Origin of the sequence: Ochrobactrum quorumnocens, from assembly GCF_002278035.1 — a bacterium.
GTDB classification, from domain to species: domain Bacteria; phylum Pseudomonadota; class Alphaproteobacteria; order Rhizobiales; family Rhizobiaceae; genus Brucella; species Brucella quorumnocens.
The window spans coordinates 146,193-158,198 of record NZ_CP022603.1 but is presented as its reverse complement, the minus strand read 5'-3'; the positions used below and the strand labels follow the sequence as shown (position 1 = coordinate 158,198).

Here is a 12,006-nt window from a genome sequence, read left to right as displayed (position 1 = left end):
CAAGGCAGAACATCTGTGCAATTGTTCTGTAAAATTTTTTAGCCAGTCCATCTTTGTAAAGAAAAGGATCAGCAATGTTCATCGCAATGAATCGCTTTAAGGTTCTCGTCGGCAATGAAGCCGATTTCGAGACCGTTTGGAGAAACCGCGATTCCCAGCTCTCCGAGCTTCCGGGCTTTGAAAGCTTCAATCTGCTGCGTGGCGCGACCAATGAAGAAGAAGGCTATACGCTCTATTCTTCCCACACTGTCTGGCGCACACGTGATGATTTCGTCTTCTGGACAAAGTCCGAACAATTCCGCAATGCTCACCGCAACGCAGGCAACAATAAGCCGCTCTATGCGGGGCCACCACAGTTCGAGGGATTCGAGGCCGTTGAAGGCGTTTGAACCACTCTCACGTGATGTTTTCCACATCGTGCGGCGAAATAGCGCATAAGTTTGAAGCAGGGCAATAACCGCCCTGTTTTACCCATGTAAAAGTCTAATTAACGTTTAAAGATGGGTGCTTAACTCATATTTAGAATAATTCTAAGTTGTTGATTTTTAGAACGTTTCAAAAACATAAAATTTGACAGAACCACTCCTCCCCCGCCATAACCTGACTTAAATTGGTGGGTTTTAAAGACTTGCCTAAGTCTACCTTTGATGTTCGGGCCTTTAACCCCTGCGATTGGAGGAACCTTTGTTCGGTTCAACACGGAATTTTGCCAATACTGAAGTAAAAATGGATGCGACACGCTATATTTTTAACGATGAAAATAGCAACGAACAAGGTGTGTCACTCCGCATTGTGAACTTTATACAATCACAGCGCATTGCAGATGCTGGAGTTTACTTTTCATGCTAGTCTGCAGCTGTAACGTTATTACCGAAAAAGATATTGAGATCGTCGTCACACAGCTTCTCGATGAAGACTGCTGGCGATTAATTGTTCCTGGTACCGTCTATAACGCCATGTCCAAGAGCGGTCGCTGCTGTGGCTGCTTCCCAAACGTCGTAGAAACGATCATAAGGGTGACCGAAGAATACCATCTTCGTCACAACCAAATGGACGAAAACGTGGTCCTGTTCATGGATCGTGTGCGTTCTCTACGAGACAAATTCGGGAGTTCATGGAATGAAAGGCGAACCAAAGGTCATCGAGCGGCTTAACGAGGCACTGTTTCTCGAACTTGGCGCAGTAAACCAGTACTGGTTGCACTATCGTCTGCTCAACGACTGGGGTTTCACGCGTCTTGCTAAGAAAGAACGTGAAGAATCCATCGAAGAAATGCAGCATGCGGACAAGCTGATCGACCGGATCATCTTCCTTGAAGGCCATCCGAACCTGCAGCAGGTTGCGCCACTGCGCATCGGTCAGAACGTCAAGGAAGTTTTGGAATGCGATCTTAAGGGCGAATACGACGCTCGCGCATCCTACAAGAAGTCCCGCGAAATCTGCGATGAACTCGGTGACTATGTTTCCAAGCAGCTTTTTGACGAGCTTCTGGCAGATGAAGAAGGTCACATTGACTTCCTCGAAACCCAGCTCGATCTGCTCGCCAAGATTGGCGAAGAACGTTACGGCATGCTCAACGCAGCACCTGCCGACGCAGCCGAATAAGTTCGGTTGAGCGAAACTTTAAGCCGGGGCTTTGCTCCGGCTTTTTATTTGTTTTGGCCTTCGTAACGGTATGCGAACGCATAAGTTTGTTTTTTCAGAATCCAAGCCTGTGGAAATTTCCAATGATCGATTCCACCATATCCATTCGCAAAGCCATTGACGCTGATCTTACGGCAATTGTAGCCATGCTTGCGGATGACGCTCTGGGGGCCACTCGCGAGGACAACAGCAGTCCGCTGAACCGATGCTACACGGATGCGTTTAAAGCCATAGATGGCGACCCCAACCAATTACTCGTCGTCGTCGAGCATGGTGGAAAAATAATCGGCTGCTTACAGCTCAGCTTCATCCCGGGGCTATCGCGCAAAGGCATGTGGCGCGGGCAAATCGAAAATGTGCGCATCGCCAGTGACACACGTGGCGGCGGCATCGGTAGGCAAATGATTGAATGGGCAATTGAACAATGTCGCGAACACGACTGCGGTCTGGTACAACTTACGACCGATAAATCTCGTTCCGATGCTATACGTTTCTACAAGTCGCTCGGCTTCGTTGACAGTCATGAAGGTATGAAATTGTCGCTTTAGGGCACAAGTCCTATTGGAGTAAAACGGGGATCGCACTGCGTTCAAAAAAACAAAAAAGGGCGCTTGAAGCGCCCTTTTCTTTGTTTAAATGCGTCACAGCTTATTGCGGCAGCTTGTCGTCAACGCCAGCAACGTAGAAGTTCAGACCGAGCAAGGTCTTGTCGTCAGCCTGTTCGCCTTCCTTGAGCCACTCGGAGCCGTCCTGCTTCTTGATCGGGCCAGTGAACGGCTTAAGTTCACCCGACTTGATCTTGGCTTCAGTTTCTTCAGCCATTTTCTTAACGTCATCAGGCATGTTGGTGTAAGGCGCCATCTTCACGAGGCCTTCCTTCATGCCCCACCAGATGTTCTGAGTCTTCCACGAACCGTCAAGAACTGCCTTGGCACGGTCGATATAGTATGGGCCCCAATCATCAACGATTGCCGTAAGCTGGGTTTCAGGACCGAACTTAATCATGTCCGAAGCCTGACCGAATGCCTTGATGCCGCGCTCATGCGCAACCTGGATCGGTGCGGTCGAATCCGTATGCTGGGTGAGAATGTCTACACCCTGATCGACGAGAGCTTTAGCAGCATCCGCTTCCTTGCCCGGATCAAACCAGGAATTGACCCAGATGACCTTGACCTTGAAGTCTGGATTGACCGACTGTGCGCCGAGCATGAATGCATTGATGCCCTGTACGACTTCCGGCACAGGGACCGACGCGATGTAGCCTGCAACGCCCTTGGTCGACAGCTTGGCAGCAATCTGGCCCTGTACATAGCGTCCTTCATAGAAGCGCGCATTGTATGCCGACATGTTGTCTGCAGTCTTGTAGCCGGTTGCGTGCTCAAACTTCACATCCGGGAACTTGGCCGCCACTTTGAGTGTCGGGTCCATGTAACCGAAAGAGGTTGTGAAGATCAACTTATTGCCTGCACGCGCCAGACGCTCAATCGAGCGTTCAGCATCCGCGCCTTCGGGCACGTTTTCGAGGAAAGTCGTCTCGACCTTGTCACCGAGAGCTTCGATCATCTCCTTACGGGCAACGTCGTGCTGGTATGTCCAGCCGAAATCACCTGGAGGCCCGATATAGATGAAGCCGATCTTCAGCTTGTCTTCTGCATGTGCCGCCCCACCAAGCATAAAGCTGGCCGCGGTGGCGATTGCCAACATCGTCTTTTTCATGTTCCCTGCGCTCCTTTTTCACCCTCAAAATATAACAGCACCCCGTGGGAGCCGGACTGCCGTTCAAAACTGTTACCTGTCTGGCACGAAAGACTTGCCGAGCGATGCAGGCGTGTTCATCATCGTCAAACGCCTGTTGCGTGAGATGATAACCAGAACCACGATGGTCGCGATATAAGGCAAGGCCGACAAAAACTGCGATGGCAGGCCGAAACCAAGCGCTTGCGCGTGCAACTGGCCAATTGTGACTGCACCAAACAAATAAGCGCCGATCAGCACGCGCCACGGACGCCATGAGGCGAACACAACAAGCGCGAGCGCTATCCAGCCGCGTCCTGCCGACATGTTCTCAACCCATTGCGGCACATAAACGAGCGAAAGCTGCGCCCCGGCAAGCCCAGCGCAAGCACCACCAAACAACACAGCAAGATAACGGGTGCGTACCACATGCACGCCGAGCGAATGGGCCGAGCCATGACTGTCACCAATGGCACGCAATTGCAGACCCGCACGCGTGCGGAACAGAAACCACGTCACCCCAACAACCAGCAGAATGGAGATATAAAAGATCGGGTCCTGCCCGAACAGGAAACGGCCGACATAAGGAATATCGCTAAGATATGGAATGCTGATTGCATTAAGCCGCACACCCGGCATACCGACAAAGCTTTCGCCAAGCATTGCTGAAGCGCCAATCCCAAGAATGGTCAACGCCAGACCGGTCGCAACCTGATTGGTTACAAGAGTCAGCGTCAGAAAAGCAAAAATGCCTGAAAAGAGACTGCCTACAAAGATAGCAGCCAACATGCCAAGCCAGGCCGAGCCTGTGTATTGTGCGGCGGCAAAGCCCGAAACCGCACCCATCAGCATCATGCCTTCGACGCCAAGATTCAGCACACCAGCGCGCTCGACGACAAGTTCACCAATTGCTGCGATCAATAGGGGGGTTGCCGCGGTTGCAATGGTGAGAAGAATTGCCTGTGTCAGGTCCATTGATCACACCTTCCCTGCTGAACGGCCCGCTACAAAGCGGATGCGATAATGGATGAGCGTGTCGCAGGCGAGTACGAAGAACAGGATCATACCTTGAAACACACGGGCCGATTTTTCTGATATGCCAATGGCGACCTGTGCGGCCTCGCCGCCCAGATAAGACAGTGCAAGCACAAAGCCTGCGGCTATGGCACCCAGAGGATTAAGGCGGCCAAGGAACGCAACAATGATCGCCGTAAAGCCGTAACCAGGTGAAATCACGGGACGAAGCTGGCCGATGGCACCAGATGTTTCCGCCATACCGGCAAGGCCCGCTAGCGCACCTGAAACAGCAAAGACAAAGAAGACCAGCTTGCCAGAGCTGAAGCCAGCAAACCGCCCCGCCCTTGGGCTTTGTCCGATGACCTTGACCTCAAAGCCTTTTAGCGTTTTGGCGAGAAGAAACCACACTGCCACAGCAGCAAGGATTGCAAAGATGAAGCCCCAATGAGCGCGACCTGATGCGCTCCAGATTTCCGGCAAAACGGCACTCGGATTGAATTGGCGTGTTTCCGGGAAGTTGTAGCCATCAGGATTGCGCCAGGGTCCGCGCACCAGCCAGTCAAGGAACAACTGCGCGACATAAACCAGCATGAGGCTCGTCAGAATTTCATTGGTGTTGAAACGAACTTTGAGCAGCGCCGGAATGGATGCATATGCGGCGCCACCTGCCATACCCATCAGCATCATAAGCGGAAGAACGATCCAAAGCTGCAATTCTGGAAACATGACTGGCAGAATGGAGCCGGTGATCGCACCTATAATGAACTGACCTTCGGCGCCAATATTCCAGTTATTGGAAAGGAAGCACACGCAAAGGCCAACAGCAATCAAGATAAGTGGCGTCGCCTTGACCAGCAACTCATGCCACGACCAAACATCAAGCAACGGCTCGACAAAGAAGACGTAAAGCGCCTGAAACGGGTCTTTTCCCATCATTGCAAAGGCAAGTCCGCCAAAGACCATCGTGAGCGCCAGCGCCAGCAAAGGCGATACTGCGCTAAAGATTTTTGAAGGCTGAGGCCGTTTGACCAGTTCTATACGCATTATGCTGCCCCTGCCTGATCCGCGCCGGAAACACCGCCCATCAGAAGGCCGATCTTTTCCAACGTCACTTCGGCGATGGGCATGGGATAAGAAAGCGCGCCATGATTCATGACTGCAATATGATCGCTGATTTCGAGCAGTTCATCGAGATCCTGACTAATGACGAGAACAGCAGAGCCGGAACGTGCCAGATCGAGCAGTGCCTGACGGATATGCGCAGCAGCTCCGGCATCCACGCCCCATGTCGGCTGGTTCACAACCATGACAGATGGAGCGCGATCGAGTTCACGACCGATGATGAACTTCTGGAGATTCCCACCAGACAGTGCAGAAGCCGGTGGGTTTTCAGCGCTCTTGCGAACATCCATCGTTTCGATAATACGCTTTGCAGCGGAACGCAGCGCGCTTTCGGCAATCAGCTTTAGTTTACCACCGCGCAAAAACGCTTTCGCGTCAGTCTTATAGCGCGACAGGAAGAGATTATCCGTCAACGGCAGGGATGGCACAGCACCGTGGCCAAGTCGTTCTTCGGGGACAAAGGCCGCACCCATCAAACGTCTTTCGCTGATGCCGAGTTTACCTGCGTCTTTGCCCCGAATACGCACGGCTGAAGCTGACGATTGAAGAAACTCGCCGGATACAGCTTCAAAAAACTCGCCTTGCCCGTTGCCCGCCACACCCGCGATACCGACCACTTCACCTGCTTTTACCGAAAGCGAGATATTGTCGAGAGCGGTCGAAAAGGGGCCGCGCGGTGCCTGAGACAAGTTTTTGATTTCAAACAACGGAGTAACCGTGGCTTCAACGACATCAATCGGTTTGCGGGCTACGACCTTGATGTCATTGCCGACCATCATGCGTGCAAGCGACGCCGCAGTTTGCTCTCGCGGGTCGCAATGAGCGACCACCTTGCCATGACGAAGCACGGTTGCGCGATCACAAAGCCGCTTCACCTCTTCCAGCCGATGGCTAATATAAAGGATCGATTTGCCTTCTGATTTCAGGCGCTCCAGCGTCTCAAACAGCCGATCAGCTTCCTGCGGCGTCAAGACTGAGGTCGGCTCATCGAGAATGATCAGATCCGGCTCTTGCAGGAGACAGCGCACAATCTCGATACGCTGGCGCTCACCCACCGACAGATCACCAACATGAGCCTGCGGATCAATAGGCAGGCCATATGCTTTTCCGATCTCGCGCGCACGTTTCGCCACTTCGGAAAGCGGCAGTACCCCGTCAAGAGACAATGCGATATTCTCGGCAGCAGTCAGCGAGTCAAACAGGGAGAAATGCTGGAAAACCATACCGATGCCCAGCTTTCTTGCCGTGGCGGGTTGGATAATCGCCACGCGTTCTCCCTTCCAGACGATTTCGCCCTCCAGCGGCTGTAGTGCACCGAATAGCATTTTAACGAAGGTGGATTTCCCAGCGCCATTTTCGCCCAGAAGCGCGTGAATTTCCCCCTCTGCAATGACGAGATCTATCGCGTCGCAGGCTCTGAGTTGACCAAATACTTTTGTGAGCCGGCGGACATCTAAAAGAGGCCGGTCGGATAAAGACGCTGACATTGTTCCCCGAGGTTATTTTTTTAAGACCTTATCCAGCAAGACCGCAATTGAAAAGCCAAAAAGAAATCGGCGGAGGACATATGCACACCGCCGATATTGCCGAAGCACAATTCGTTATCCTTATGGGAGCAGAATACTCGCGCCCGTCGTCTTGCGCGCTTCCAAATCTTCATGCGCTTTACGCACATCTTTGAGCGCGTAAGACTGATTGATTTCAATCTTAACTGCACCGCTTGCTACAACGTCGAAGAGATCGTTTGCGGTTCTCTCCAGATCAGGGCGCTTCGCCACATAGTTGAACAATGTAGGACGGGTCGCAAAAAGCGACCCCTTCTGCGCAAGAATGTTCAAATCAAATGGCGGGATTGTTCCAGAAGACTGGCCGAAGCAGGCAAACATGCCAAGCGGCTTCAACACGTCGAGCGAGCCCATATAGGTGTCGCGCCCAACCGAGTCATAGACGACGTCCACACCTTCGCCGCCGGTCAGTTCCTTGACGCGTTCGACGAAGTTTTCCGTGCGATAGTTGATCATATGGTCATAGCCGTGAGCCTTGGCAAGCGCGACTTTGTCTTCTGAACCTGCCGTTCCGATGACAGTCGCACCAAGATGCTTGGCCCACTGGCCTGCAATAAGCCCAACGCCGCCTGCAGCCGCATGAAACAGGATCGTGTGGCCGGGTTTGACGACGAAGGTCTGACGCAGAAGGTATTGCGCAGTCATGCCCTTGAGCATCATCGCAGCGGCCGACTTCAGCTCAATCGTTTCCGGCACTTTCAGCAAACGATCAGCTGGAAGAATGCGCTCATCGGCATAAGAACCTGGTGTCGCCGCATAGGCAACGCGATCACCAACCTTGATACTATCGACGCCAGAACCCACAGCAACGACAGTGCCTGCGCCTTCATTACCGGGGATGAACGGCATCTGAGCGGCCTTGTAAAGCCCAGTCCGAAAATAGACATCGATGAAATTCAGGCCAATCGCCTCGTGGCGCACTTTCGCCTCACCCGGACCCGGCGCACCAATTTCAATCTGTTCATATTGCAGAACGTCAGGACCACCAGTCTGATGGACGCGAATTGCATTGATCACGATGCTTCTCCAGTCGTTGTTTTCCTATAACCTCGTGCGCCGCTTGGTCGCTACACAACGACGCTCTAAACTATTGAACCTACGCATCGTGCTTTCCAAAAATCGATTCCGATTTTTGGGCCGATGCTGTAGCAGCCGCAGCCTCAGCGGCAATCACTGCAGCCGTCCGACCAAGATTGGGGAAGAATTGCATGATGGCACCGATGAAGTAGATATAAAGCCCGGTCACTGTGATACCGACACGGACCCAGAGCGGCGCATCAAGCATGTAATACAGACCTGCCGCACCGAAAGCACACCACAGAAGGAAGACAGTCAGGTTCAATGGGCGTAGACGCACCACGCGCACCGGATGCAGGAAGCTGATGGGCAGGAATGAGAGGATCGCTGAAGCAACGACGATGGCAAAGGCTTCCCACTCGCCGGGCCTGACGATGAAGAGCGTGAACACCACCATATTCCAGACAACCGGGAACCCTTTGAAGAAGTTCTCTTTCGTCTTCATACCCGTGTCGGCGTAATAAATAGCACTCGAAACTACAATAATTGCGCCAGATATGAAGGACAGGTTCGTCCCCATAAAACCGCTTTGGTAAAGCGCGAAGGCCGGTATCAGAACGTAAGTCACATAGTCGATGATGTTGTCGAGCAACTCACCAGACCAGTTGGGCAGCACATATTTGACTTCGAGCTTGCGAGCGATCGGACCATCAATGCCATCAACGAACAGAGCCAGACCCAACCACCACCACATTGCAGTGTAGCGGCCATCACTCGCTGCAACAATTGACAGAAACGCCAGAAACGAGCCTGATGCTGTGAGAAGATGAACAGAAAATGCCTTGGCCTGAGGCGCGGTCACCTTCTTCGCTTTTAATTTTCCGGTCAGTCTGGTTTTCACGCCGTTCGCCATTTCTCTTGAAGGCTACCCTCAATCTTCCAGCATTCATCCTGCCGGGTGCGGGTTAGCCAATATGACTCTGAGGCTTCAAGCCAAAAAGCCGTGATCTTGCGTAAAGCTTTCCCCGAATAAGGTGAAAAGAGCAAGTAAGTCATGAGACAAAACCGCCCTCATTCCACCAAAGATTAGGTTTTAATTAACGCGACATTGGCCTTTTCAGCCTATTTGCGGTTAAGTGGGGCTGAAACAGAACGAATAAGAATCGCTTTCGGCCAGCATTTTGGCGAAGGATAGAATACGATGAATGACGTGGTTGTCGAGAAGCCCCTTACCGAGATCGTCATCAGTGGCGGTGGACCAGCCGGGATGATGGCAGCACTTGCTTTGAGCGCAAAAGGCTATCGGACAGCATTGCTCGGCCCCGAAACCGACAAGAGCGACCGCCGCACGACCGCACTCATGATGCCTGCAATTCGCTTTCTCGATGAGATTGGCGTTTGGAACGACATTGCTCCGGAAGCAGCCCCTCTCGCCTCCATGCGCATTGTTGATGCAACGCGTCGCCTCATTCGCAGCCCAGCTGTTACATTTCGTGCCGGCGAGATCGACGAAGTTGCTTTCGGCTACAATATTCCAAACGCAGCACTCAATCAGAAGCTTGCGGAAGCGGTTGAGAAAAACAGAGCGATTGAACGCATCACGCTTCCGGCAATCGAATATCGCAACAACGACGACCACGTGACAATCACGCTTGCAGGCGGCGATACGCTCCATACGCGCCTTGTTGTTGCCGCCGATGGCCGCAACTCAGCGGCACGAGAGGCTGCAGGCATTCGCACGCGCCGCTGGAGCTATCCGCAAACAGCTGTCGTGCTTTCGTTCAGTCATACGGTCGATCATGAAAACATCTCGACCGAATTTCACACCGAGGAAGGCCCATTCACACAGGTTCCGCTTAAGGGTAAACGATCCAGCCTCGTCTGGGTGGTTAATCCAGGGCGTGCAGAAACGCTGCTCGCACTTGGTGATGAAGCACTGGGGCAGCGCATCGAAGAAATGATGCAGTCCATGCTGGGCAAGGTCACTCTGGACGTCCGTCCGCAGGCATGGCCACTGTCTGGTCTGGTTCCGTATGCTTTTGCTGCCAAGCGCACTGTGCTGATAGGCGAAGCTGCTCACGTGTTTCCGCCAATCGGTGCGCAAGGCCTTAATCTTGGGACGCGCGATGTGGAAACGCTTGTGAAGGCCATCGCGAGTGATCCGTCAGATCCGGGTTCTGATCGTGTCATGCGCGCTTATGATCGTGGTCGTCGCCCAGACATTCTGGCCCGCACAGGGTCGGTTGATGCGCTGAATCGGTCGCTCCTGTCACCAATGCTGCCAGCACAGATTGCACGCGGCGTGGGACTTGAAATGCTGCGTTCTTTTGCACCACTCAGAGCATTCTTCATGCGCGAGGGTTTGCGTCCCGGCAGTGGTTTTTCGCAGTTTATGCCCAAGCTTCCAAGCTTGAGCGAACGCGGGAAAACCTCACCAAAGCAATAAAACGCCCCAATAAACGAACCTGAAACCTCCCGCAGCTTTATTTCGGCGCGCGGTGAACTACATATGTCTTATGAGTATGGCACAGATAAAACACGCTAAGTTTCAGATCGGACAGGTGGTCAAGCATCGGCTGTTTCCGTTCCGCGGAATCATTTTCGATGTCGATCCGGAATTCGCCAATACGGAAGAATGGTATGAATCCATTCCCGAAGAAGGGCGTCCGCGTCGTGATCAGCCATTCTACCATTTACTGGCTGAGAATTCAGATTCGGAATATGTGGCCTATGTTTCGGAACAGAATCTTGTCCCAGATCTCAGCGATGAGCCACTGCGCCATCCACAGCTCAACGACATGTTTGAGCGTTTGGAAAACGGATCATATCGCGTAAAACTGCACGCAAACTGAACTTTGCTGGTTGTTTCTGATTAGAAGGCACAACAAAAAGGGCGCTTTGAAGCGCCCTTTCATTTTCATGACATCAGAACAGCTTAGTTAGCTGCACCCTTTGCCTTGGCCTGTTCAGCCTTCATCTTTTCTTCGAATTCCTTCTGGCGCTTTGCAACAGCGTCCTGAAGTTCCTTCTGACGTTCTTCAAGTTCAGACTGCTTCAGGCCTGGACCCGTAAGAGCGGCTGAGAAGCCGGTCAGTGCGACTGGAATCGGATTCTGCTTGTTCTGGTAGTTGACCGAAGTCAGAGTTACCTTGCTGCCCTTCTTGAGAGCATTGATCAGATCGTCGGAAAGCGGAGCTTCCGCAATGCAGCGATCTGGGAAGCAGATGCCGTATTCAAGCTTGGTTGGCTTGTTGTTGTCGATCTGCAAACCAACGCCAGCCGGGATCAAGCGACCAATCGGAACAGTGACCTGAAAAATCTTACGATTGATCTTGCCCTTGATTTCGATGAGGTTGACAGCGGTTAGCAGCTGGCCGGAGTCAGCAGTGATAATGTTCTGCGTATTGCAGATATCGTTATCTTCCTGCTTCGAGCAAACCTTGAACCAGCCCTGTGGTGGCTGCTGCTGTGCGGCTGCAGGTATCGTCGCAGAGGCAAGCAGGGCGAACGCGCCAGCAAATGCAGATGCGGCAGCGATTGTCTTCGTGCTGGTCATGATCAACAGTTTCCTTTCAAGGCTTTGATCTTCCGTCTCTGGTTTGAGTCAGCGATAGACCGTCACTGATTTGAAAATGCGGCAACAGCGTGACCTCCGGGACTTATCGTCCCAATCCGAGGGTCGTGTTACAACGAGTTCAGCTATGAATCCAGATGGTCGACTACATTCATATAGCAAAATACGCTATATTTTTTGTTTTAATCTGCACTGTCACGCGCCAGACACGCTCTTAATCCGCACAAACGCAAGGTTCATGCTAATTTCGCCACACGAATCGATACTAAACTCACACTTATTTACAATGGACCTATTAAGTTGAACGGGGACGCGAGAAAGTTGACTGGATTG

The 12,006-nt window shown here is 52.4% G+C and carries 13 protein-coding genes; 6 read left to right on the top strand and 7 right to left on the bottom strand.

Translation table 11 applies throughout. The features are described from left to right. Positions 1-74 precede the first annotated feature (74 nt). The 4 genes from hmuQ to CES85_RS00885 all read left to right on the top strand — a co-directional run bounded on the left by hmuQ (position 75) and on the right by CES85_RS00885 (position 2,192). A complete protein-coding gene (hmuQ, locus tag CES85_RS00900) occupies positions 75-389 on the top strand; it encodes a heme-degrading protein HmuQ (RefSeq protein WP_095444204.1) in 315 nt (104 codons plus the stop codon). Positions 390-842: 453 nt separating this feature from the next. Then, positions 843-1,154 (top strand): (2Fe-2S)-binding protein, encoded by a 312-nt coding sequence (locus CES85_RS00895; RefSeq protein WP_084486986.1) that lies wholly within the window; start codon positions 843-845, stop codon positions 1,152-1,154. Then, positions 1,120-1,605, top strand: coding sequence for a bacterioferritin (gene bfr / locus CES85_RS00890; RefSeq protein ID WP_095444203.1), 486 nt, complete (start codon positions 1,120-1,122; stop codon positions 1,603-1,605). Before CES85_RS00895 ends, bfr begins: the two co-directional genes overlap by 35 nt. 122 nt (positions 1,606-1,727) lie before the next feature. Next, complete coding sequence (locus CES85_RS00885) at positions 1,728-2,192, top strand: GNAT family N-acetyltransferase (protein WP_095444202.1); 465 nt, start codon at positions 1,728-1,730, stop codon at positions 2,190-2,192. A gap of 100 nt (positions 2,193-2,292) precedes the next feature. Here the strand turns inward: CES85_RS00885 and CES85_RS00880 are convergent, their stop codons facing one another. The 6 genes from CES85_RS00880 to pcsA all read right to left on the bottom strand — a co-directional run bounded on the left by CES85_RS00880 (position 2,293) and on the right by pcsA (position 9,012). Beyond that, on the bottom strand, positions 2,293-3,360 hold the full coding sequence (locus tag CES85_RS00880; RefSeq protein WP_095444201.1) for a BMP family ABC transporter substrate-binding protein: 1,068 nt from the start codon (positions 3,358-3,360) through the stop codon (positions 2,293-2,295). 72 nt (positions 3,361-3,432) lie between these two features. Further along, positions 3,433-4,353 carry an ABC transporter permease gene (locus CES85_RS00875; protein WP_095444200.1) on the bottom strand — a complete coding sequence of 307 codons (921 nt, stop codon included), beginning with the start codon at positions 4,351-4,353 and terminating at the stop codon, positions 3,433-3,435. Between the two features lie 3 nt (positions 4,354-4,356). Next, a complete protein-coding gene (locus tag CES85_RS00870; protein WP_095444199.1) occupies positions 4,357-5,439 on the bottom strand; it encodes an ABC transporter permease in 1,083 nt (360 codons plus the stop codon). Next, entirely contained in the window at positions 5,439-7,004 is a 1,566-nt protein-coding gene (locus CES85_RS00865) for an ABC transporter ATP-binding protein (protein ID WP_095444198.1), read from the bottom strand. The genes CES85_RS00870 and CES85_RS00865 overlap by 1 nt, the downstream gene beginning before the upstream one ends. Positions 7,005-7,124: 120 nt before the next feature. Next, positions 7,125-8,099, bottom strand: coding sequence for a quinone oxidoreductase family protein (locus CES85_RS00860; RefSeq protein WP_095444197.1), 975 nt, complete (start codon positions 8,097-8,099; stop codon positions 7,125-7,127). A 79-nt stretch (positions 8,100-8,178) separates the two neighbouring features. Beyond that, positions 8,179-9,012, bottom strand: a complete 834-nt coding sequence (gene pcsA / locus CES85_RS00855; RefSeq protein WP_095444196.1) for a phosphatidylcholine synthase — start codon at positions 9,010-9,012, stop codon at positions 8,179-8,181. A 288-nt stretch (positions 9,013-9,300) separates the two neighbouring features. Between pcsA and CES85_RS00850 the strand changes: the two genes are divergently transcribed. After that, a complete protein-coding gene (locus CES85_RS00850) occupies positions 9,301-10,545 on the top strand; it encodes a UbiH/UbiF family hydroxylase (RefSeq protein ID WP_095444195.1) in 1,245 nt (414 codons plus the stop codon). A gap of 70 nt (positions 10,546-10,615) precedes the next feature. After that, entirely contained in the window at positions 10,616-10,951 is a 336-nt protein-coding gene (hspQ, locus tag CES85_RS00845) for a heat shock protein HspQ (protein ID WP_095444194.1), read from the top strand. An 83-nt stretch (positions 10,952-11,034) separates the two neighbouring features. On the opposite strand, the gene CES85_RS00840 is transcribed toward hspQ, so the two are convergent. Further along, positions 11,035-11,655: an invasion associated locus B family protein gene (locus CES85_RS00840; protein WP_095444193.1), complete on the bottom strand. Its 621-nt coding sequence runs from the start codon at positions 11,653-11,655 to the stop codon at positions 11,035-11,037. Between the last annotated feature and the right edge of the window lie 351 nt (positions 11,656-12,006).

Excerpts from the sequence above, each read along its gene's own strand:
- hmuQ (WP_095444204.1), top strand. The coding sequence starts at position 75 with ATGTTCATCGCAATGAATCGCTTTAAGGTTCTCGTCGGCAATGAAGCC.
- CES85_RS00895 (WP_084486986.1), top strand. The coding sequence starts at position 843 with ATGCTAGTCTGCAGCTGTAACGTTATTACCGAAAAAGATATTGAGATC.
- bfr (WP_095444203.1), top strand. The coding sequence starts at position 1,120 with ATGAAAGGCGAACCAAAGGTCATCGAGCGGCTTAACGAGGCACTGTTT.
- CES85_RS00885 (WP_095444202.1), top strand. The coding sequence starts at position 1,728 with ATGATCGATTCCACCATATCCATTCGCAAAGCCATTGACGCTGATCTT.
- CES85_RS00880 (WP_095444201.1), bottom strand. The coding sequence starts at position 3,360 with ATGAAAAAGACGATGTTGGCAATCGCCACCGCGGCCAGCTTTATGCTT.
- CES85_RS00875 (WP_095444200.1), bottom strand. The coding sequence starts at position 4,353 with ATGGACCTGACACAGGCAATTCTTCTCACCATTGCAACCGCGGCAACC.
- CES85_RS00870 (WP_095444199.1), bottom strand. The coding sequence starts at position 5,439 with ATGCGTATAGAACTGGTCAAACGGCCTCAGCCTTCAAAAATCTTTAGC.
- CES85_RS00865 (WP_095444198.1), bottom strand. The coding sequence starts at position 7,004 with ATGTCAGCGTCTTTATCCGACCGGCCTCTTTTAGATGTCCGCCGGCTC.
- pcsA (WP_095444196.1), bottom strand. The coding sequence starts at position 9,012 with ATGGCGAACGGCGTGAAAACCAGACTGACCGGAAAATTAAAAGCGAAG.
- CES85_RS00850 (WP_095444195.1), top strand. The coding sequence starts at position 9,301 with ATGAATGACGTGGTTGTCGAGAAGCCCCTTACCGAGATCGTCATCAGT.
- hspQ (WP_095444194.1), top strand. The coding sequence starts at position 10,616 with ATGAGTATGGCACAGATAAAACACGCTAAGTTTCAGATCGGACAGGTG.
- CES85_RS00840 (WP_095444193.1), bottom strand. The coding sequence starts at position 11,655 with ATGACCAGCACGAAGACAATCGCTGCCGCATCTGCATTTGCTGGCGCG.